At 57.9% G+C, this 20,349-nt stretch carries 18 protein-coding genes and 1 riboswitch; of the genes, 5 read left to right on the forward strand and 13 right to left on the reverse strand.

Annotated elements, in window-relative coordinates; translation table 11 throughout:
- The first annotated feature begins 11 nt into the window (after positions 1-11).
- Positions 12-1,016: a 2-hydroxyacid dehydrogenase gene (locus ACQZ5N_RS13780; protein ID WP_174055809.1), complete on the forward strand. Its 1,005-nt coding sequence runs from the start codon at positions 12-14 to the stop codon at positions 1,014-1,016.
- 45 nt (positions 1,017-1,061) lie between these two features.
- Positions 1,062-1,751 (forward strand): hypothetical protein, encoded by a 690-nt coding sequence (locus ACQZ5N_RS13785; RefSeq protein ID WP_448733182.1) that lies wholly within the window; start codon positions 1,062-1,064, stop codon positions 1,749-1,751.
- 46 nt (positions 1,752-1,797) lie between these two features.
- Here ACQZ5N_RS13785 and ACQZ5N_RS13790 read toward each other — a convergent pair whose 3' ends face one another.
- Genes ACQZ5N_RS13790 through recF form a run of 3 tightly spaced genes read right to left on the reverse strand, consistent with a single transcriptional unit; the run spans position 1,798 to position 4,185 of the window.
- Positions 1,798-2,271, reverse strand: a complete 474-nt coding sequence (locus tag ACQZ5N_RS13790) for a GNAT family N-acetyltransferase (protein WP_448733183.1) — start codon at positions 2,269-2,271, stop codon at positions 1,798-1,800.
- Positions 2,268-3,035, reverse strand: a complete 768-nt coding sequence (locus ACQZ5N_RS13795; protein ID WP_448733184.1) for a molybdopterin-synthase adenylyltransferase MoeB — start codon at positions 3,033-3,035, stop codon at positions 2,268-2,270. The genes ACQZ5N_RS13790 and ACQZ5N_RS13795 overlap by 4 nt, the downstream gene beginning before the upstream one ends.
- Positions 3,036-3,057: 22 nt before the next feature.
- The gene (recF, locus tag ACQZ5N_RS13800) at positions 3,058-4,185 is read right to left on the reverse strand and encodes a DNA replication/repair protein RecF (RefSeq protein ID WP_448733185.1); all 1,128 of its coding nucleotides are present in this window, start codon (positions 4,183-4,185) and stop codon (positions 3,058-3,060) included.
- 152 nt (positions 4,186-4,337) lie between these two features.
- Between recF and ACQZ5N_RS13805 the strand changes: the two genes are divergently transcribed.
- Complete coding sequence (locus tag ACQZ5N_RS13805) at positions 4,338-5,441, forward strand: alpha/beta hydrolase (protein WP_448733186.1); 1,104 nt, start codon at positions 4,338-4,340, stop codon at positions 5,439-5,441.
- 29 nt (positions 5,442-5,470) lie between these two features.
- Here the strand turns inward: ACQZ5N_RS13805 and nrdF are convergent, their stop codons facing one another.
- From nrdF to ACQZ5N_RS13845, 8 genes are all read right to left on the reverse strand, one after another.
- Positions 5,471-6,445 (reverse strand): class 1b ribonucleoside-diphosphate reductase subunit beta, encoded by a 975-nt coding sequence (gene nrdF, locus ACQZ5N_RS13810; RefSeq protein WP_448733187.1) that lies wholly within the window; start codon positions 6,443-6,445, stop codon positions 5,471-5,473.
- Positions 6,446-6,461: 16 nt separating this feature from the next.
- On the reverse strand, positions 6,462-8,624 hold the full coding sequence (nrdE, locus tag ACQZ5N_RS13815) for a class 1b ribonucleoside-diphosphate reductase subunit alpha (protein WP_448733199.1): 2,163 nt from the start codon (positions 8,622-8,624) through the stop codon (positions 6,462-6,464).
- A gap of 11 nt (positions 8,625-8,635) precedes the next feature.
- Positions 8,636-9,034 carry a class Ib ribonucleoside-diphosphate reductase assembly flavoprotein NrdI gene (gene nrdI, locus ACQZ5N_RS13820; RefSeq protein WP_448733188.1) on the reverse strand — a complete coding sequence of 133 codons (399 nt, stop codon included), beginning with the start codon at positions 9,032-9,034 and terminating at the stop codon, positions 8,636-8,638.
- A gap of 12 nt (positions 9,035-9,046) precedes the next feature.
- A complete protein-coding gene (gene nrdH / locus ACQZ5N_RS13825) occupies positions 9,047-9,268 on the reverse strand; it encodes a glutaredoxin-like protein NrdH (RefSeq protein WP_003524283.1) in 222 nt (73 codons plus the stop codon).
- A 256-nt stretch (positions 9,269-9,524) separates the two neighbouring features.
- A riboswitch (cobalamin riboswitch) is annotated at positions 9,525-9,749 on the reverse strand.
- A gap of 133 nt (positions 9,750-9,882) precedes the next feature.
- Positions 9,883-10,512 (reverse strand): nucleoside triphosphate hydrolase, encoded by a 630-nt coding sequence (locus ACQZ5N_RS13830; protein WP_448733189.1) that lies wholly within the window; start codon positions 10,510-10,512, stop codon positions 9,883-9,885.
- Positions 10,509-11,291, reverse strand: coding sequence for an ATP-binding cassette domain-containing protein (locus ACQZ5N_RS13835; protein WP_003524281.1), 783 nt, complete (start codon positions 11,289-11,291; stop codon positions 10,509-10,511). Before ACQZ5N_RS13835 ends, ACQZ5N_RS13830 begins: the two co-directional genes overlap by 4 nt.
- Positions 11,291-12,373, reverse strand: a complete 1,083-nt coding sequence (locus ACQZ5N_RS13840; RefSeq protein WP_448733190.1) for an ABC transporter permease — start codon at positions 12,371-12,373, stop codon at positions 11,291-11,293. The genes ACQZ5N_RS13835 and ACQZ5N_RS13840 overlap by 1 nt, the downstream gene beginning before the upstream one ends.
- A 228-nt stretch (positions 12,374-12,601) precedes the next feature.
- Positions 12,602-13,624 carry a sugar ABC transporter substrate-binding protein gene (locus ACQZ5N_RS13845; protein ID WP_003524279.1) on the reverse strand — a complete coding sequence of 341 codons (1,023 nt, stop codon included), beginning with the start codon at positions 13,622-13,624 and terminating at the stop codon, positions 12,602-12,604.
- Between the two features lie 264 nt (positions 13,625-13,888).
- On the opposite strand from ACQZ5N_RS13845, the gene ACQZ5N_RS13850 reads away from it, so the two are divergent.
- Complete coding sequence (locus tag ACQZ5N_RS13850; protein WP_020812694.1) at positions 13,889-15,121, forward strand: ROK family transcriptional regulator; 1,233 nt, start codon at positions 13,889-13,891, stop codon at positions 15,119-15,121.
- Positions 15,122-15,177: 56 nt separating this feature from the next.
- On the opposite strand, the gene recQ is transcribed toward ACQZ5N_RS13850, so the two are convergent.
- Positions 15,178-16,986 carry a DNA helicase RecQ gene (recQ, locus tag ACQZ5N_RS13855; RefSeq protein WP_448733191.1) on the reverse strand — a complete coding sequence of 603 codons (1,809 nt, stop codon included), beginning with the start codon at positions 16,984-16,986 and terminating at the stop codon, positions 15,178-15,180.
- A 352-nt stretch (positions 16,987-17,338) separates the two neighbouring features.
- On the reverse strand, positions 17,339-18,664 hold the full coding sequence (locus ACQZ5N_RS13860; RefSeq protein ID WP_448733192.1) for a hypothetical protein: 1,326 nt from the start codon (positions 18,662-18,664) through the stop codon (positions 17,339-17,341).
- Positions 18,665-18,840: 176 nt separating this feature from the next.
- Between ACQZ5N_RS13860 and ACQZ5N_RS13865 the strand changes: the two genes are divergently transcribed.
- The gene (locus ACQZ5N_RS13865; RefSeq protein WP_448733193.1) at positions 18,841-19,827 is read left to right on the forward strand and encodes a VPA1262 family N-terminal domain-containing protein; all 987 of its coding nucleotides are present in this window, start codon (positions 18,841-18,843) and stop codon (positions 19,825-19,827) included.
- Positions 19,828-20,349 lie beyond the last annotated feature (522 nt).

Consider the following 20,349-nt stretch of genomic DNA (forward strand, 5'->3'; position numbering starts at 1 on the left):
AGCGGCAAACGATGACCCACAAGAAGAGACCGACAGTCTATATCACCCGCAAATTGCCTGACGTCGTCGAAACCAGAATGCGCGAACTCTTCGATGCCGAACTGAATATCGACGATACGCAGCGAAGCGAAGACGAGCTTGTGGCCGCCTTGCAGCGGGTCGACGTTCTGGTACCCACCGTCACCGACCGCATCACCGCCGCGATGATCGAGCAGGCCGGACCGCAGCTGAAGCTGATCGCGAGCTTCTCCAACGGTATCGACCATGTGGATGTGGATGCAGCCGCCCGAAAGGGCATTACCGTCACCAATACGCCCAACGTGCTGACCGAAGATACCGCCGACATTACCATGGCGCTGGCGCTTGCCGTGCCGCGCCGCATGATCGAAGGCACAAGGGTGCTCGCCAATGGTGCGGACGAATGGCTGGGCTGGTCACCGACCTGGATGCTGGGACGGCGCATCTCCGGCAAGCGCATCGGCATTGTCGGCATGGGTCGCATCGGAACGGCGGTGGCGCGACGCGCCAAGGCCTTCGGGCTTTCCATTCATTATCACAACCGCAAGCGCGTCAATCCGGCTACGGAAGCGGAGCTTGAGGCGACCTATTGGGACAGTCTCGACCAGATGCTGGCGCGGGTGGATATCGTCTCCGTCAATTGCCCCTCGACGCCCGCAACCTATCACCTGATTTCAGCGCGGCGGCTGGCGCTGATGCAGCCGACCAGCTACATCGTCAATACGGCACGCGGCGATATCATCGATGAGGCGGCCATGATCCAGTGCCTGCGCGAAGGCAAGATCGCCGGCGCCGGTCTCGATGTCTATGAGAATGAGCCCGCGGTGAATCCCAAGCTCATCAAGCTCGCCAAGGAAGGCAAGGTCGTGCTGCTTCCGCATATGGGCTCTGCGACGATTGAGGGCCGTATCGAAATGGGCGACAAGGTCATCATCAATATCCGCACGCTGTTCGACGGCCACCGTCCGCCGAACCGGGTGCTGCCGGGGCGGAACTGAGCCGGTTCGGGCCGCCATCTTTCGATCATGGAGGGGGAGAATTCAATGGGTATCCGGGCGAAGTTCTTGGCGTTGATTTCCGTTCTGCTCATGCTGGTCGGCGGTCCGGCCTGGGCCGCTTCACCTTCCCCTGAAGAGACTGCGGAACTCTATTATCGCGCCTGGCTGAATTTTGATCGCGCGAGCATGTCCCACCTGAACAGGGAATGGGGAGCTTCGGGCGGCGGCCCGCGCTACACCGATATGGAACTGGTTGCGGACCCGGTCGCGTGGCAGCGCAAGAACAGGGGCATGCATTCACCCAAGGGGACGACAAACGAACAATCGGAGCAGTTCGCAAAGCTCTGGGTGGCGAGTACAGAGCGGGTGCGTTGTAAGGCGGAGCCTGCGCGTCTCGGTGCACAAACGCCCACGGGTGTTGTTGTGGCGCGAATCAAGATGAACTGCTCTCTGCCGGATGTCGCGCCAGCCTTCCAGCGGTTGAAGGCCAGCGCAAATGCGAACGAGACAGGCGATAGAACGCGCATGCCGTCCGCAAGACTGATGAAGCAGATGGTGGAAGCCACGAAGGCGGCTCCTCTCACCCACAAGGTCAGCACGGAAATCCAGCTCTTCAGCGGACCGGACAAAGCTGTGTGGCGGGTTGGGTCGGCAGAAAACCAGCCGCAGACCGGCATTGACCGCGTCTCCTCCATTTTTCTCTCCCAGATGGTGCAATCCGGCCTTTTGCAATAGGCTCTGCGATTGGCGAAGGACACAGTCGGGTCGGCTGAAGGCAATTTTAGCCGAGGAACTTGGTCATCTCGATCGAGGTCGTGCGATCGTAGCCGGCATGGGCGTTTTCAGCCGTCCTGACGAAACCCCAGGCGGCGAATCTGGCATGATTGGCGATGAGTTCGATGCGGGTTTCCAGCCGCAGCGCCGGCAACGCCAGTTCGCGGGCCAGCGCTTCGGATTGCCGCACAAGCATCCGGCCGATGCCCTTTCCCTGTGCTTTCGGCGAAACGCATAACTTGCCTATATAAAGACAGGTCGGCTCCGGCCGGCAAAACAGGCAGCCAACAATCTCATCGCCATCAAGCGTCACGAAAGCGATCTCCACCCTCGCCTTCTCGGCAAGATTTTCCAACGTCAGACGATGGGCCGACGATGGCGGGTCGATGACGCCATCCATATAAGCGAAGGAGGACATGATAAGCGCCAGCAATTCCTGCCAGCGATCGAACTCCTCCCCTATCCTGACGATCTCCATCATGGTTTTTTTCCCGCTGACCGCCGCTTGTATCGCACGGTTTCGAAACGGGCCGAGAGGGCGTCATAGAGGAGCAGGCGGCCGATCAGCGGCTCGCCGGCACCGGTGATAACCTTGATCGCCTCCATGGCCATAAGCGTGCCGATAACCCCGGTCAGCGCGCCGACAATGCCTGTTTCAGCGCAATTGGGAATGAGGCCCTGCGGCGGCGGTTCCGGAAACAGGTCACGATAGCCGGGCAGCAGAGCGCCCTCGGCATTCGTCTCATAGGGTTTCAGCACCGTCACCGAACCATCAAAACGGCCGACAGCCCCCGTTACCAACGGTCTTTTCGCAGCCTCCGCCGCATCGGCGGCCGTATAACGCGTATCGAAATTATCCGAGCCGTCGATCAGGAGATCGAAGGATCGCAGATGGTCATGCGCCCAGACCTGCGAAAAGCGCTCTTCATAAACAAGCGTGCGGACATGCGGATTGAGCCGGGCGATGGCTTTGCGCGCGCTCTCCGTCTTCAGCTCCCCAATCGTACCGGTATCGTGGATAACCTGCCGCTGCAGATTGGACAGGGAAACCACATCGTCATCGATCATGCCGAGCGTGCCGACACCGGCGGCGGCAAGATAATGCAGGACAGGAGCACCGAGGCCGCCGGCCCCGATGACCAGCACACGCGCCGCCTTCAGCCGCTGCTGGCCCACGCCGCCAATTTCCGGCAACAGGATATGGCGCTTGTAGCGCTCGATTTCTTCCGGGCTCAGCGGATCCATGTCGCCCTCCATCTTTTAGCCGTCATGCGGTGATGCTCCCGTGGGATACATTGAAGAATTGCGCCCTGTCGCCAAGGGCAGAGAACATCGCCGTATCCGTTCCGGTCATAAAACTCTGGCCGCCAAGCGCATGAATGAGATCGAACAGAGCCGCCCGCCTGCCCTCATCCAGATGGGCGGCGATCTCGTCCAGCAGCAGCACCGGCGCATGACCCGTCATATTGGCGGTCAGCTGCGCATGTGCAAGCACCAGCCCCACCAGCAGCGCCTTCTGTTCCCCGGTTGAGCAGCGCTCGGCCTCCATGTCCTTTTCCGCATGGCGCACGAAGAGATCGACGCGGTGCGGGCCATCCAGTGTGCGGCCGGCAGCGGCGTCACGATACCGGCCATCGCGCAACATAAGCCTGTATTCATCCTCCAGATCGACGGCGGGACGATTGAGCCCATCGTCCATGAAACCAGAGAGAGAAAGCGCCGCGGAAGGGAAAGCGGCATTGCCCGCCCGCCCCTCTATCAGGCTCTTCAAGAGGCTGAGCATCTCGTAACGGGCGACCGCCATTGAGATGCCGAGTTCGGCCATCTGCTTTTCGATGCCGTCCAGCCAGACCGGATCGAAGCGGCCTTCCGAAAGCAGGCGGTTGCGGCCGCGCATGGCCTTTTCAAAATCACTTGCCCGCCGCCCATGGGCAGGGTCGAGCGACAGCACCAGCCGGTCGAGGAAACGCCGGCGGTCCGAGGACGAGCCGGTAAAGAGGCCATCCATGGCCGGCGTCAGCCACAATACCCGCAGATGGTCAGTCAATTCATCGACGGATTTCACCGGAGTCCCATTCAGTCTCAGGCGACGCGACACCACCTCGCCATCGCCTTCGATTCCCGTACCGATGGCGACTTCGCCATCCATGCCCTCGACATCGGCGAAGATCGAGAAGCCGGTGGCTTCAGCCCCTACCCTCGTCACATCAGACAGGGTGGCGCGGCGCAGGCCCCTTCCGGGTGAAAGAAAGGAGACAGCCTCCAGAAGATTGGTCTTGCCGGAACCATTGTCGCCCGTCAGCACCACATGGCGTTCATCGAGCGTGAGCGCAGCCGCCGCATAATTGCGGAAGTCCGTGAGTTTCAGCCGTAAAAGCGACACCTTGTTCGTCATGTTTACGGCCTAAAACGAAGATGGACGGATAGCAAGGTGGGGAACGTCCGTCCGCACCGAAGACAGCCGCTAGAGTGCAATTCATTCTTCAGTAGCAACTTTTTTAGTCGCCGGTTATTTATGAGCCGGTCCTCATCATCGGTAGCCCATTCATGCGCCTGATCTTTTCTCTGTTTCTCACTCTCGGTCTTCTCTCTTCATGCGCAGGCCGACCGGGGGCGGATGTGCTGGAGGCCGTCAACACCAAGACCCGCGACACGAAAATCGTGACCGCCTTCGTGGCGAGCACGCGGGAGAAAAACACGGACGCGAAAAAGGGCTTCGGCACGGAGCGGGCGATGGAGCCGAACTACGCCAGTTTCGATATTTCCATTCCGCCCACTCATAAAAGCGGAAAAATCGAATGGGCCAGCGGCAAGCCCGACCCGAAAAAGGATTTCGTCGTTACCAGGGCCGATATGCTGACGAAGACGCGCTTTAATGCCGATCTTGGCGACGTAGCCCGCTCCGGCAAGCAGATCGCACTTTTTGTACACGGCTATAATTACAGCTATCAGGAAGCTCTGTTCCGCGCGGCGCAGATGGCGGCAGATGCCAATATGAACGGCGTGCCGCTGGTCTTTTCCTGGCCGTCGCAAGCCTCTGTCGCCGGCTATGTGGCCGACAAGGAGTCCGCGACTTTTTCACGCGATGCGCTCGCCGCAATGTTGATCGATCTCACCCGGCAGACCCCGAAGAAAAGCGTCGTCGTGTTCGGGCACAGCATGGGCGGCTGGCTGGTCATGGAGGCGCTGCGGCAATTGCGCTTCCAGGGCAGGAACGATGTCATCGCCAAGCTGCAGGTGGTGCTGGCTGCGCCCGATATCGATGCCGATGTCTTCCGCAAGCAGATCGAGGTTGTCGGCCGGCTCAGCCCGCCGCTCACCGTTCTCGTTTCCAAGGACGACCGCGCGCTGAAAGCCTCTTCCATCCTCGGTGCCGACGTTACCCGTATCGGCGCGCTGGATGTCACCGATCGCCAAGTGCAGGAAGCCGCTCTCAAGGAGGGCGTGCAATTCGTCGACATCTCCAATCTGAAGGCGTCGGACCCACTCAACCACGACCGCTATGCGGCGCTGGCCTCCATGGTGCCGCAACTTGAGGCAAGCAGGCGCGGGGGTGATATCAACAGTGCCGGAGCCTTTGTTTTCGATGCGATCGGCGCCACTGTCGCCAGCCCATTCCGCCTTGCGAGCCAGGTGGTGAACCCGCAATAGCTTTTGCGGGTCCTGCCGACAAACCGGCCTCAGAAATCCCAGTCTTCGTCTTCGGTCGCAACCGCCTTGCCGATGACATAGGAAGAGCCGGAGCCCGAGAAGAAGTCGTGGTTCTCGTCGGCATTGGGCGAGAGCGCCGAGAGGATCGCCGGATTGACCCGGCAGGCCTCGGCCGGAAACAGAGCCTCATAACCCAGATTCATCAGGGCCTTGTTGGCATTGTAATGCAGGAACTGCTTGACGTCCTCGGTCAGACCAACGCCGTCATACAGGTCTTCGGTATATTTCGCCTCGTTATCGTAAAGTTCGAGCAGGAGATCGAAGGCGAAATCCTTTATCTCGTGTCTCTGCGTTTCGCTGAGACGCTCCACCGCCCTCTGGAATTTGTAGCCGATATAATAGCCATGCACGGCCTCATCGCGGATGATGAGGCGGATCAAATCCGCCGTGTTGGTGAGCTTGGCGCGGCTTGACCAGAACATTGGCAGGTAGAAGCCGGAATAGAACAGGAAACTTTCCAGAAACACGCTGGCGATTTTTTTCTTCAACGGATCGCCGCTGTCATATTCCCGCATGATGAGCGCGGATTTACGCTGCAGAAATTCGTTTTCCTCAGACCAGCGATAGGCGTCGTCAACGTCAGGGGTGAGGCAGAGCGTCGAGAAGATCGACGAATAGGAGCGGGCGTGCACGGCCTCCATGAAGGAAATGTTGGAAAGCACCGCCTCCTCATGCGGCGTTGCCGAATCCTCCATCAGGCGCACGGCGCCGACACCGTTCTGGATCGTGTCGAGCAATGTCAGGCCGGTGAAGACACGGATTGTCAATTTCTGTTCTTCCGGCTTCAGCGTTCCCCAGGAGGGGATGTCGTTGGAGAGCGGCACCTTTTCCGGCAGCCAGAAATTCGAGGTCAGGCGGTTCCAGACTTCGAGGTCTTTGTCGTCCTCGATGCGGTTCCAGTTGACCGCGCGGATGCGGGACACGGGTTTTACGGCGATGTTCATTGTCTTGTCCCTCAATTCAGAGCGTGCAGGAAACGCAGCCCTGAACCTGCGTGCCTTCCAGCGCCATCTGGCGCAAACGGATGTAGTAGATGGTCTTGATGCCCTTCTTCCAGGCATAGATCTGCGCCCGATTGATATCACGCGTCGTCGCCGTATCGCGGAAGAACAGCGTCAGCGACAGGCCCTGATCGACATGCTGGGTCGCGGCCGCATAGGTGTCGATGATCTTTTCCGGGCCGATCTCGTAGGCATCCTGATAATATTCAAGATTATCATTGGAGAGATAGGAAGCCGGGTAATAAACGCGGCCGATCTTGCCCTCTTTGCGGATTTCGATCTTCGAAACGATCGGATGAATGGAGGAGGTGGAGTGGTTGATATAGGAGATCGAGCCTGTCGGTGGCACAGCCTGAAGGTTCTGGTTATAGAGACCGGACGCCATGACGTCCTTCTTCAATACCGCCCAGTCCTCCCGCGTCGGAATGGCGATGCCGGCCTTTTCAAACAGCGCCTTCACCTTTTCCGTCGCAGGCAACCATTCCCGGTCGGTATATTTGTCGAAATAGTCGCCCGAGGCATATTTGGAGTTCTCAAAGCCCTTGAAGCTCTGGCCCCTTTCCACCGCCAGCCGGTTGCTGGCGCGGATAGCGTGATAGGTCACCGTGTAGAAATAGATATTGGTGAAATCGACGCCTTCTTCGGAACCGTAGAAGATGCGCTCACGCGCCAGATAACCGTGCAGGTTCATCTGGCCAAGCCCGATGGCGTGGCTGGCATCATTGCCCTTTTCCACCGAAGGAACGGACGAGATGTGGCTCATGTCCGACACTGCCGTCAGCGCCCGGATGGAGGTCTCGATCGTCTTGCCGAAATCGGCGGAATCCATCGCCGAAGCAATATTGAGCGAGCCGAGATTGCAGGAAATATCCTTGCCCATATGGCTATAGGACAGATCGGCGTTGAACTCGCTCGCTTCGCTGACCTGCAGGATTTCCGAGCAGAGATTGCTCATGCTGATGCGGCCGGCAACCGGATTGGCGCGGTTCACCGTATCCTCGAACATGATATAGGGGTAACCGCTCTCGAACTGGATTTCGGCGATCACCTGGAAGAATTCGCGCGCCTTGATCTTCTTCTTGCGGATGCGGCTGTCGGCAACCATTTCATGATATTTTTCGCTGACCGAAATCTCGGTCAACGGCACGCCATAGACACGCTCCAAGTCATAGGGCGAGAACAGATACATATCCTCATTGTTGCGGGCGAGTTCGAAAGTGATGTCGGGGATCACCACGCCGAGCGACAGGGTTTTGATGCGGATTTTTTCGTCGGCGTTTTCGCGCTTGGTATCGAGGAAGCGCATGATATCCGGGTGGTGGGCATGCAGATAGACCGCGCCGGCACCCTGGCGCGCGCCAAGCTGGTTGGCATAGGAAAAAGAATCTTCCAGCAGCTTCATGACGGGAATAACGCCGGAAGACTGGTTTTCGATCTGTTTGATCGGCGCTCCGAATTCGCGAATATTGGTTAAGGACAGCGCCACGCCGCCACCGCGCTTGGAAAGCTGCAGCGCCGAATTGATAGAGCGACCAATGCTTTCCATATTGTCTTCCACACGCAGCAGAAAACACGAGACCAGCTCACCACGGCTCTTCTTGCCGGCGTTGAGGAAGGTCGGCGTTGCCGGCTGGAAGCGGCCTGAAATGATTTCATCGACCAGATTGCGGGCAAGCTGCTCATCGCCACGCGCAAGGGCCAGCGCCACCATGCAGACGCGATCCTCGTAACGCTCCAGATAACGTTTTCCGTCGAAGGTCTTCAGTGTGTAGGAAGTGTAATATTTGAAGGCGCCGAGAAAGGTCGGGAAGCGGAACTTCCGGGCATAGGCTTCGTCATAGAGGTCACGGACGAAATTGAAGGAATACTGATCCAGCACTTCCTGTTCGTAATATCCCTCAGTCACCAGATAATCGAGCTTTTCCCTGAGGTTATGGAAAAAGACGGTATTCTGGTTGACGTGCTGGAGGAAATATTGCCGGGCGGCCAGGCGATCCTTGTCGAGCTGGATCTTTCCGTTCTCGTCGTAAAGGTTCAGCATCGCGTTCAGCGCGTGGTAGTCCAGAGCCGCATCGAGCGGTTTCTGGGTTGCGGCTGCCGGCTGTTTGGCGTCCTTGCGCATGGCGCTCGAGGTCAGCGTGTCCAAAATCGTTCCAATCCATGTTTGACGTTGGCGACATCTTCCTCCGTGCCGAGAAGCTCGAAGCGATAGAGAAACGGCACGGCGCATTTGCGCGAGACGATATCTCCGGCGGATGCGAAAGCTGCGCCAAAATTCGTGTTTCCCGCCGCGATGACGCCGCGAATAAGATTTCGGTTGGAGGGCTGGTTCAAAAACCGGATGACCGGTTTCGGCACGGCACCTTTCGTCCCGCCGCCCCCATAGGTGGGGGTGACGAGCACATAGGGCTCAGACACATGGGGAACATCTTCCTCCGCGCCGAGCGGCAGGCGAAACAGACGCCGTCCCAGTTTCAGAAGGAAACGATGGGTGTTTTCAGAGCGGCTGGAATAATAGACGATCAGGCCCATCGCCCCGCCGCCTCAGCTGATAGAGCCGATCATATCCGGCCGGAAACCCGCCCAATGGCGTTCGCCGGCAACGACCACCGGAACCTGCATGTAACCGAGACCGCGGACATGATCGAGCGCATCCGCATCTTCGGAAATATCGACAATCTCATAGGGGACGCCGATGCGGTCGAGAGCGCGATAGGTGGCGGTGCATTGGACGCAGGCGGGCTTGCTGTAAACGGTGACGGTCATGATTTCCTCTTTCGAAGCCGGTTTCGGACACGGCTCAACATTGCCGATTGCAATTACAATCGGGCGGCGATGGATCTGTCATTGGGGTGGGCGTGCGCGGCTTTTAGCCGCGTAAAATCACTCTCTACGCCGACGAGCGCAGCAACTCAAACAAATGAACTGGCATGACTTCACCCCGAAGCTTGTTCTGGAGGGGGCAGAAAAGGGCGCACGCAAATCATTTGCGTCATACACCTTCCTCCGGACACCCCGCCCGTGGACGTTTGCGCTCAAGGCAGGTCTCCTGACTTGCGGGTCACAACATCTATTCCGGCCTTCCCGGAGCTTTTGGCTCCAGTGACCCAAATCGGAACGATGCTCACCGCTTACAGTTGCGGGGGCAGTTTCGGCATTGCTTCACCTTTGATGGCGTTACGCACCGAATTCCCGTCTTAGCTCCCGACTCTTGCGAATCGGAAGAACCTCGAACACCACATATAGTATATGAGGAAATTTTCGCGTCAATGAATAGACACACAAAAGCCCCGCCCTGTGGATCAAAAAGATTCAACACATGGTCAACAAAGGCTTAACAGCACATGCTCGCCGCCGCCCAAAGAGAGAAAAGCGTTAATCTATTCCCAGATATCGATGCGGATATCGGCGGGACGGGCGTTTTCGATCACCCTTTTTCCGTTCGGAAGATCGTTTTCGAAAAGTTTGGCGTGGATCTGGGCCTCGTCGAGACCATAGCCCAGCCACCTTTTCCGCAGCCTCTCCTCAAGCACCACGACGGACGGCCCTACAAAAATGGTGAGGTCGAAGCTTGTGGAAAGAGTTGTCCACGGCGCCTCGTCCAGCAGCAGATAATTGCCTTCAGCAAGGATAAAGCGTGTTTCCGGCGCAACCGCACGAGCAGACGCTATGGCGATTTCACGGGAGCGGTCGAAAACCGGAACAAGCACCTCCTGCTCGCCCTTGCGGACGGCGCAGACGATATCGAGGAAACCGCGCACGTCGAATGTTTCCGGCGCGCCTTTTCGCGGCAGCAGCCCCCGCTCTTCAAGGATGCCATTGTCCATATGGAAGCCATCCATGGGCAGGACGGCGGCCGTTTCGCCCCGTGCCAGCAAAGCATCACAAAGGGCATCCGCCAGCGTGGATTTGCCGGCCCCAGGGGGACCGGCAATGGCGACGATAAAACGGAATTTACCTTCTGCCCGCCGAAGAACGTCTTCGGCGATCGTTTCAAGCTTCAGCGTCATGCGGCAAGCGTTTCCTTCGGCGCTTCCTTGGCGCCAGTCATGAAGGCGACGGCGTCGGACATGGAGTAGTCCTTCGGATTTATGACACACAGGCGCTTGCCGAGCCGGTGGATATGGATGCGATCCGCGACCTCGAAGACATGCGGCATGTTGTGCGAGATGAGGACGATCGGCAGGCCTCTCGAGCGCACATCCAGAATAAGCTCCAGAACACGCCGGCTTTCCTTGACGCCAAGCGCCGCCGTCGGCTCGTCAAGAATGACGACCTTGGAGCCGAAGGCCGCTGCACGCGCCACAGCCACACCCTGACGCTGACCGCCGGAGAGGGTTTCCACCGCCTGGTTGATGTTCTGGATCGTCATCAGGCCGAGTTCCGACAGTTTCTCGCGGGCGAATTTTTCCATGGCCGGGCGGTCCAGCGCCCGGAACAGGCTGCCCTGAATGCCGGGTTTGCGGATTTCACGGCCGAGAAACATATTGTCGGCTATGGAAAGCGCCGGTGACAGGGCGAGGTTCTGATAGACCGTCTCGATGCCGGCCTTGCGCGCCTCTATCGGCGAGCGGAACTGGACGGGCTGGCCTTCCAGCCGGATTTCCCCTTCATCGGGTGTCACCGCACCGGAAATCGCCTTGATGAGAGAGGATTTGCCGGCGCCGTTATCACCGATCACCGCCAGGATTTCGCCCGGATAGAGGTCGAAATCGGCATGGTCGAGGGCGGTCACACGACCGTAGCGCTTGACGAGATTGCGTGCTGTGAGAATGGGTTCTTTTGCCATCAGCCTGCTACCTTTCTGATCCACTGGTCGATTGCGACAGCCATGATGATAAGGACGCCGATCAACAGATAGGTCCATTGCGGGTCTGTTCCGATAAGCCTGAGGCCAAGCGAAAAGACACCGACGATCAGGGCGCCGAAGATCATGCCCATGATAGAGCCACGCCCGCCGAACAGCGACAGGCCGCCGATAACCACCGCAGTGATGGATTCGATATTGGCGAATTGACCGGCGGTCGGCGAAACCGAGCCGATGCGGCCGATCAAGGCCCAGCCAGCGAAGGCGCAGATGAGGCCGGACAGCGTGTAAACGGTGGTCAGCATCCGCGTGACGTTGACACCAGCAAGTTCGGCGGCATCCGGATCGTCACCCACAGCATAAAGGTGGCGACCCCAGGCGGTGCGGTTCAGCACATACCAGAGAAGGGCGACGAGCAGGACCATAGCGATGACGCCATAGGTGAAGACCGCGCTGCCGACTCGGATATTGGCGCCGAAGAATTGCAGGATCGGCGCCTGCTGGGCGATATCCTGGGCGCGGATCGTCTCGTTTGCGGAATAGAGGAAGTTTGTCGCCAGTACGATCTGCCACATGCCGAGCGTGACTATGAAGGGCGGCAGGCGCATGCGCGAGACCAGAATACCGTTGATGAAGCCGCAAAACGCGCCGACGGCAAGGCCGCAGAGAATGGAGAGTTCCGCCGGAAGACCGTAACGGAAGGTGAACTGTCCCATGATGACGGAGGACAGGACCATGATCGCGCCAACCGACAGATCAATGCCCGCCGTCAGGATGACCAGCGACTGCGCCGCCCCGACAATACCGACGATGGCGACCTGCTGCAAAATAAGGGTCAGCGTGAAGGCCGAGAAAAACTTGCCGCCGAGAAGCAGGCCGAAAACAATCAGCGACAGCACCAGAACGATAAGCGGAACGGCCGCCGGGCTGGAGTGGAGAAAGTGCTGTAGTTTTTCCAGCACGCTCTTGTCGTGCGTATCGAAAGCGGCGACCTGCGTCGAACTTCCCGAAAGCACTTTTTCAAATTCATTATGCGGCTGAGCCCGCACCGGCTGATCGCTCATGGATTTTCCTCCCGATCGCTCTATCGCACCAGCCCTGACAACCGGGGTCTATCTCCAAAGAGAATGATGCGTAGATTTCAAAGTGTTGTGAAGCGGCCTATGCCATCCCCGCAGGACGCGTGACGCGCTCGTTTTGTTCCTTTGTCCGATCCCCCGGATCGTGCCCGATATTCATTCTGGTCCAAGGGCGGGGGCACGAATGCCCCCGCGGGTTTCAACGGTGAGGCATCAGCCCCAGCACTTGTTGAGACCTTCCTTCGTATCGATGGAGTCGAGGCCCTTGACCGGCTTGTCGGTTACCAGCGTCACGCCGGTATCGACGAAGTTCTTGCCTTCGGTCGGCTTCGGCTTTTCACCGGTGTCGGCAAACTTCTTGACGGCTTCCACGCCGAGCGCCGCCATCAGCAGCGGATATTGCTGCGAGGTCGCGCCGATCACGCCTTCCGCCACGTTCTTGACGCCCGGGCAACCGCCATCGACGGAAACGATCAGAACATCCTTTTCACGGCCGACCGCCTTCAGAGCCTCATAAGCACCGGCTGCCGCAGGTTCGTTGATGGTGTGGACGACGTTGATGGTCGGGTCCTTCTGCAGCAGATTTTCCATCGCCGCGCGGCCGCCTTCTTCGTTACCATTGGTAACATCATGGCCAACGATGCGCGGATCGTTTTCATCGCCGATCTTGTTGATGTCCTTCACGTCGATGCCAAAGCCCTTCATGAAGCCCTGGTTGCGCAGCACATCCACCGTCGGCTGGGAGGGGGTCAGGTTGAGGAAGGCGATTTTCGCATCCTTGGCCTTGTCGCCGAGGCTACCGGCAGCCCATTTGCCGATCAGCTCACCAGCCAGAAGATTGTCGGTGGCGAAGGTGGAATCAGCGGCATCGACGGGTTCGAGCGGTGTATCGAGGGCAATGACCAGAAGACCGGCATCACGCGCCTTCTGAACGGCCGGAACGATACCCTTGGTGTCCGATGCGGTGATCAGGATACCTTTGGCGCCATCGGCAATGCAGGTCTCGATGGCAGCGACCTGGCTTTCGGAATCGCCGTCGATCTTGCCGGCATAGGATTTCAGCGTCACGCCAAGTTCTTTAGCCTTGGCGGTCGCGCCTTCTTTCATCTTGACGAAAAAGGGATTGGTATCGGTTTTGGTGATGAGGCAAACCGAAGTATCGGCCGCAGACGCAACGGAAGCGAAAGAAACGCCAAGCGCAAGCGCGCCCAGAAGAGCGGAAACAGTGGTCTTCATGAGATCCTCCCAATGGATATTTGAGCACCGTGACGGTTACCCGACGATCCCGTCTCCTCCGAGATCGACGACCGTTGGCTCAGATGGAACCACCAAAGGAAACGCCTGTCAATAAATAAATCCGATTGAATTATTAATTCCCTATGGCATTCTAATATGCGGCAGGGAGGAATATCGCCACGTCGTTTAACGTTGCGATAGCAAGATTGCCATAAAGCCTGCTGTATCGGTCGCGGCGGATAGGGCGGGCGGGAGGATGACACTATGAGACAATCTGTCGAGACGGCGCCGCCGGCGCCGCCCACCACCATGGATATAAGCGGCGGCGCCAACCAGATCGGAGTGCGCGCTTATAATGAGCGGCTCGTGCTGTCTCTCGTTCGCCGTCACGGCGGACTGTCAAAAGCCGAGATATCAAGACTTTGCGGCCTTTCAGCGCAGACCGTCTCGGTCATCATGCGCTCGCTTGAAAAGGACGGGCTTCTCATTCGCGGTGAAAGGCTGCGCGGCAAAGTCGGCCAGCCATCGACGCCGATGCGGCTTAATCCTGACGCCGTCTTTTCTTTCGGTGTGAAGATCGGCCGACGCAGCGTCGATCTCGTGCTGATGGATTTTGTCGGCCGGATCAGGCTCAAGCTGCGCAGAACCTATCCCTACCCTCTTCCGGAATGGATACTACCCTTCGTAATCGACGGCATAACGGAACTGGAATCGAAGCTTTCCCCTGCGGAGCGGGAGAAAATTGCTGGCGTCGGCATCGCCGCTCCATTTGAATTGTGGAACTGGGCCCAGGAAGTGGGTGCTCCACAGATTGAAATGGAGAGATGGCGGGGCGTCGATATCCGGTCGGAAATTGCCGAAAACGTCAGCTATCCGGTTTTTCTGCAGAACGACGCGACCAGCGCCTGCGGCGCCGAACTGGTTTTTGGCGCAGGCCAGCACTATCCGGATTTTCTTTACGTCTTCATCGGTTCCTTCATAGGCGGCGGCGTCGTTTTGAATTCGGCGCTATTTTCCGGAAAGACGGGAACGGCCGGCGCCATCGGCCCCCTGCCGGTGCAGGGGCAGGATGGCAATACCGTCCAACTTCTGAAAATCGCGTCGATCTTCGTTCTGGAAAACATGCTGCGCGAAAAGGGTATCGATCCGCGCCCCCTGTGGTTTTCTCCGGACGAGTGGATCGATTTCGGCGAGCCGCTGGAAAGCTGGATCAGGAAAACCGCCGCGGCGCTGGCGCAGGCCGTCATTGCCGCCGCCTCCATCATCGATTTTTCGAGCGTCATCATCGATGGCGGTTTTCCCGATTGGGTCAGAACCAGAATCGTCGCCGCCACCCGCCTAGCCCTTAAACACCACGATCTGCAGGGTGTCACAGTGCCTGACATCATCGAAGGTGCGGTCGGTAGCCAGGCGCGGGCAATCGGCGGCGCGAGCCTGCCCCTGTTTTCGCGCTATCTCATCGATCAGAACGTACTGTTCAAGGACACGACCGGCTGAGCCTTCGCAACGCTCTGCGGTTTTATTATTCGGCTATTAATTTGGATATCTGCCGATCACTCGCCAGCGGCGTGCTGCATGATCGCCGCCAGAAAGGCAGGTCCGTAGCGCTCGAGCTTGGTATCTCCGACGCCGGGAATCTCGGCCATTTCCTTCGCCGAGGCTGGTTTTATCGTCGCAAGTTCGATGAGGGTCTTGTCGTGGAAAATCACGTAGGGCGGAACGTTCTGTGCCCGGGCAATTTCCATGCGCTTCGCACGCAGCGCCTCAAAAAGACTGCGATCGGATTCCGGCAAGACCGTCGATACCGTGTTGCGCGGCGTCTGTTGCCTTGCAGAACGGGGAGCGGATGGTATCCTCAGCATCAATGCCGGTTTTTCGCGCAGGAACCGCCGTCCATCCTCGGAGATGGACAGGCCGCCATGTCCCGACAGATCCACTTCAATCATGCGTAACGCAACCAGCTGACGCAGGATGGCGCGCCATGTGCGGTTGTCATGCTCCTTGCCTATCCCGTAGGTGGTGATTTGATCATGTCCGAAGCGGGAAATCCGCTCGTCCTCGACACCCAGCAATACGCGAATGACATAGGCCTGGCCAAAACGTTCACCCGTGCGATAAATACAGGACAGAAGTTTCTGCGCGGCGATGGCCCCATCAAACAGGTCCGGCGGCTCGGCGCAGGTATCGCAATTGCCGCAGGGCTCGCACCGATCGCCGAAATAGGAGAGCAGAACCTGCCGGCGGCAACCGGCCGTTTCTGCGAGGCCGAGCAGCGCATCGAGCTTCTGGCGCTCCATATATTTGCGTTGGTCCGCGGCATCAGATTCTTCGATGAAACGATTGCGCAGGGCAATATCTTCGTAGCCGTAGAGCATGAGCACGTCCGACGGCAGACCATCACGACCGGCTCGGCCCGTTTCCTGATAATAGGCCTCGATGCTGCCGGGCAGGTCGATATGAACCACGAAGCGTACATCCGGCTTGTCTATGCCCATGCCGAAAGCGACGGTCGCGACAATGATGACCGCCTCGCCGTGCTGGAAACGCGTCTGGTTCTCCTCGCGGGCAGCCTTGTCCATGCCAGCATGATAGGGTAGCGCATCGCGACCCTCCTCCCGCAGCCATGCCGCCGTTTCGTCCACCTTGCGTTTAGAAAGGCAATAGACGATACCGCTCTCACCGTCGCGGTCCTTCAGAAAGCGCTTCAGCTGCGCGCGCGGATTATCCTTTTCCATGATCGCATAGCGGATATTAGGACGGTCGAACCCGGCAATGAAGGCATCGTGCTCTTCAATCCCCAAGTGACCGAGAATTTCGGCGCGCGTGGGCTCGTCAGCCGTCGCCGTCAGCGCCATGCGCGGCGTATCGGGAAAACGCTCGATCAGCGTGTCTAGCTGGCGGTAGGGCGGCCGGAAATCATGCCCCCATTGGGACAGGCAATGAGCCTCGTCGACCGCGATCAGCGACAGGTCGATGGGTTGCAACGCATCGAGGACATCAGGCTTGAGCAGGGTTTCCGGCGCGGCATAAAGAATATCGACCTTGCCGGCCCGCATATCCCGCCAAAGCGCGCGCCGCTCTTCCGGGGAAAGATCGGAATTAAGAGCTTCGGCCCGCACACCGGCCTGACGCAGAGCAGCGACCTGATCGACCATCAGTGCGATGAGCGGCGAGACGATCAACCCCATGCCATTACGAGCAAGCGCCGGGATCTGGTAACAAAGCGACTTTCCACCGCCCGTCGGCATCAAAACGAAGGCATTGTTTCCCGCCATTACATGCCGAATGATGTCAGCCTGCCGCCCGCGAAACGCATCGTAGCCATAGACGGTCTTGAGGATATGCAAGGGATCAGCGGTCACGGCGTTTTTTGTCCGAAGGGGAATGATTGTGCATCATCACGGTTTTGTGGTGCATGGCAATGCCGAAGATGGAGTTGGCCGTGGCGTAGGTAGGGTGATTGATGTCGTGAGCAACCACAGCGAATGCAAAAAGGGCTCCGCGTTGTTTCGGAGCCCTTTGACAGTCTTGAAGATATTTGGTTGCGGGGGCCTGATTCTATGGAGACTTGCAAATTCAGCTAGTTAATAAGCGCATCTGCGGAAATCATTTCCACTTGGTCCATTGTGCCCCAACTCGGACATCCACCTCAAGTGACGAACTGACCGATTTGGTGCCAGTTTACCCGCGCACGAGATTTCCCCTTTGCTAAGTCTATCCTTTCACTGTTAACGGGCGAGCAACTGGATCATCACTGAAATGAAGGATTATGTGATCGTTTTCCTCGTCCAGATTCCTTGGCGCCAATTCCGCACCTGAGATTGTCAGGCCCTTGTCGAGCCAATTGGCGAGGAAATTTTTTTCACCATTTCTTTCACCGAGGAAGTACCGAAACTGTGCCTCGGTGATGCGTCCCGCCATAAGATCCAAGAACATCCGTGCAGGAATTCTCACGCTTTCCTGTCGCCCGCTATTCGGATCATTCCTATCTCGAAGTTTACTCTCCATGCTTAGCCCCAGATACCATCCCATTGCCTTCGGTGAAAAACAGCCCTGACGGAATAACGACCTAGCCTGATACCCAGCGAAGCGTGGAAGTGGCAAAGCCTCAAGGATTTTCGCAAACGCCACACACGCATTTTCGCCGGCCTCGGTATAGAAGCCCCGAGCTACCCATTTTCGTTCGCTACTCCCCATTCGCAGCTCCTTTCTCGGACTCAATGCCACGACGCCGTCAATCTTCCGGCTGTGTAATTGGACAAAGCGGTGAATGATCTGCCGCGCGGAAAAATTTCGTCCCCCCGGATCATTTTCCCCGATCTTACCCATGCGGTTCAAAAGGGTCGATCCAACATCAGCGACGACGATGATGCGGACTGTTCCTGTTGTCGCCGCGCGGAGTTGATCTGCCTTTCGGCGAAGAAGCGCGAAAAGCGGGTTCTCTTCGAGCGAATAAGCCTGGGGCGGCAAGGATGTCCAGATGTTATGGTATCGGATCTGGCGATAGCTTTTCCATTCCACCTCCACCAAAAGCCCTGGCTCACTTAGAGTGATTTTCTCTGACTTAAATCGATCTTCGCGTACCCATTCCCTCAACCTCTTCCCCAGCTCTTCACTCAACTGAAAATCAGAAGGAGCCAGAACTTGTCGAAAGCTTCGTCCCTCGAGGCGTTTTGTGGTCTCGCCGAAACGAAAATAGAAGTGATCACCTGCTCCCTTCGACAGCCGGTTGCAGAACTCAGTAATGGAAAGAGCAACGCGATCCATCGCCTCTTCTGGCGAAATCGAATTATCCGTGGCCGCCGCGATTTCAACAGCAACCTGCGTGCCCAACACAATGGTCTCGGAGACAGCATCCGGCCGCCGGTTGTCACCCCACCACTCCGGCTCGATGACGATGTCGCCGGTGTTCGAAATCGCCCACAATATCGCCAATTCCATTTCGCCTGGCAGCGCCTGATCGACTTTCTTCGATTCGAGCCTCTGAACGAGATCGCGGGCTTTTTCTTGATCGAGATAAGCCGAAAGATCATCAAGCATCTGCTGGAGACGCCGCCGAGAGAATACAGGCATCAAGAGAACCCTTGAGATAAGTAACGCTTATGGCCATGCAACTCCACCTATTGGGCATCGACGACCTTTTTATTCGTAAATGATTGGAAAAAGCTTGCCCCTTGCGACTTACAACCTGACACGTGCATCTGCCAGTATCAATGATGGCAGGGAGGCCTTCAACCGAATGTGCCAGAACAGCAGATCGTGAGGGCTGCTCGGTCCATGTCGAACTGGAACTCGGAGCGGAGCTGGTTTTCTCCAAGTTGACTGCCTTACGGCCTGCGGTGTCGGAGACAGTGACAGCGGTCCCGTTCGATCATTACAAGATATCTGTCTTTGATCCGTCAGGCATGCTGATCCAGTTCGAGGAGCATTCGCTTCTTCTCCGTATCGGTCTCAACATGTCTGCGATGGGACCAACGCTCGCTATCAACGACCCGTTGACTCGCTCGGCGCAGGGACTCGGATCGGAATTGCAAGACCGCGCATCTAAAGTTCGGACGCGATCCACGAACCGATCGATGATCGGCGCGGAAAACGATACGGCCTTCGAGATCCACCGAACCACCATGCGGGCGCTTACGCATAGGCTAGTGCCCCCATCAGGCAGCGACCGCTGGTTTCAACGAGGCATTTCAGAGGAAGTCGGCGTCATCGCTCACTTCAATAGTTTGCTGGATGGCGCGCGCGTTAGCGCCGGCACGATCGTCGATCCTTACTTCGGGATCGATACGCTGAAGCGGGTCATTTTACGGCTCGAGAGTCTGGACATCGATCTGACCGTCGTCACAAGTCTGCTCACATCCGACCCGGAAACAAACGAACCAAATCCAGACCTGCTCAATGAACTGCAAACGGTGCTGCGAGACCTTCGAAGCGACGGCATTCCCAATGCCGCCCGTCGCCTAACGGTCCTCAACCTGGTCGATGGACCGCGACAGGCATTCCATGACCGTTATCTTCTGCTTACGCCTCACGAGGGCGAACGTGAGGTCTATCTACTTTCCAACAGCCTGAACCGTATGGCAGGCAAATGGCCGTTCTGCATATCGAGGCTGGAGGGGGCTGCGGCGCGTGACGCAGCGCTCTACATCGATGGACTTACCAAAGGGCGGGACATTTCCGGGTCAACCCATGACGGACGATAGAGCCGATCCAAAGCTCGCGCCCGGTGTCCTCAGAGCCGTCGCTTGGCTGATGGGACGCGAAGGCACGGGAGACGCCAACCATCTACAGCGAGCTTATGTTACAGGACTGCTGCGAAAAGGCGGAGCCGGAGGGCTCTGGAAGAGCGATGGCTCGGTTCTGACGCGCCTTGTCAGGTATCGTGTGCGTTCGGGCAAATTGCCAGAGCATGGCGCTGTTCTGATCGGTATCGGCGAGATGATTGCGTGCAGCCATTCGAATGAGGATGAGATCGAGAGCATCTTGGGTCGGTTGTTTCGGCGCGCTTATCCGGAAACGACCCGACTGCGCTTCCTTCGGCAAGCGCTCGATGCCGTCAGTCCGAAGAAAACTGTACCGCAATCATCGTCGTCAACTGTCTACGAGAAGGATGGCCGGCATGGGGTCGCGAGGAGAATGTCCACTCCTGTCCCATGAGCCATCGAAGCGGACATCATCCTTCGAAAAGAACGACCTGCCTGCTTGCGAGACGGTCATTGTGCAAC

The sequence above is a fragment of the Agrobacterium sp. 22-221-1 genome (assembly GCF_053522445.1).

What these genes read in the sequence shown, in the direction of transcription:
- ACQZ5N_RS13780 (WP_174055809.1), top strand. Translation starts at nt 12, where the DNA reads ATGACCCACAAGAAGAGACCGACAGTCTATATCACCCGCAAATTGCCT.
- ACQZ5N_RS13785 (WP_448733182.1), top strand. Translation starts at nt 1,062, where the DNA reads ATGGGTATCCGGGCGAAGTTCTTGGCGTTGATTTCCGTTCTGCTCATG.
- ACQZ5N_RS13790 (WP_448733183.1), bottom strand. Translation starts at nt 2,271, where the DNA reads ATGATGGAGATCGTCAGGATAGGGGAGGAGTTCGATCGCTGGCAGGAA.
- ACQZ5N_RS13795 (WP_448733184.1), bottom strand. Translation starts at nt 3,035, where the DNA reads ATGGATCCGCTGAGCCCGGAAGAAATCGAGCGCTACAAGCGCCATATC.
- recF (WP_448733185.1), bottom strand. Translation starts at nt 4,185, where the DNA reads ATGACGAACAAGGTGTCGCTTTTACGGCTGAAACTCACGGACTTCCGC.
- ACQZ5N_RS13805 (WP_448733186.1), top strand. Translation starts at nt 4,338, where the DNA reads ATGCGCCTGATCTTTTCTCTGTTTCTCACTCTCGGTCTTCTCTCTTCA.
- nrdF (WP_448733187.1), bottom strand. Translation starts at nt 6,445, where the DNA reads ATGAACATCGCCGTAAAACCCGTGTCCCGCATCCGCGCGGTCAACTGG.
- nrdE (WP_448733199.1), bottom strand. Translation starts at nt 8,624, where the DNA reads ATGCGCAAGGACGCCAAACAGCCGGCAGCCGCAACCCAGAAACCGCTC.
- nrdI (WP_448733188.1), bottom strand. Translation starts at nt 9,034, where the DNA reads ATGGGCCTGATCGTCTATTATTCCAGCCGCTCTGAAAACACCCATCGT.
- nrdH (WP_003524283.1), bottom strand. Translation starts at nt 9,268, where the DNA reads ATGACCGTCACCGTTTACAGCAAGCCCGCCTGCGTCCAATGCACCGCC.
- ACQZ5N_RS13830 (WP_448733189.1), bottom strand. Translation starts at nt 10,512, where the DNA reads ATGACGCTGAAGCTTGAAACGATCGCCGAAGACGTTCTTCGGCGGGCA.
- ACQZ5N_RS13835 (WP_003524281.1), bottom strand. Translation starts at nt 11,291, where the DNA reads ATGGCAAAAGAACCCATTCTCACAGCACGCAATCTCGTCAAGCGCTAC.
- ACQZ5N_RS13840 (WP_448733190.1), bottom strand. Translation starts at nt 12,373, where the DNA reads ATGAGCGATCAGCCGGTGCGGGCTCAGCCGCATAATGAATTTGAAAAA.
- ACQZ5N_RS13845 (WP_003524279.1), bottom strand. Translation starts at nt 13,624, where the DNA reads ATGAAGACCACTGTTTCCGCTCTTCTGGGCGCGCTTGCGCTTGGCGTT.
- ACQZ5N_RS13850 (WP_020812694.1), top strand. Translation starts at nt 13,889, where the DNA reads ATGAGACAATCTGTCGAGACGGCGCCGCCGGCGCCGCCCACCACCATG.
- ACQZ5N_RS13860 (WP_448733192.1), bottom strand. Translation starts at nt 18,664, where the DNA reads ATGCTTGATGATCTTTCGGCTTATCTCGATCAAGAAAAAGCCCGCGAT.
- ACQZ5N_RS13865 (WP_448733193.1), top strand. Translation starts at nt 18,841, where the DNA reads ATGGCAGGGAGGCCTTCAACCGAATGTGCCAGAACAGCAGATCGTGAG.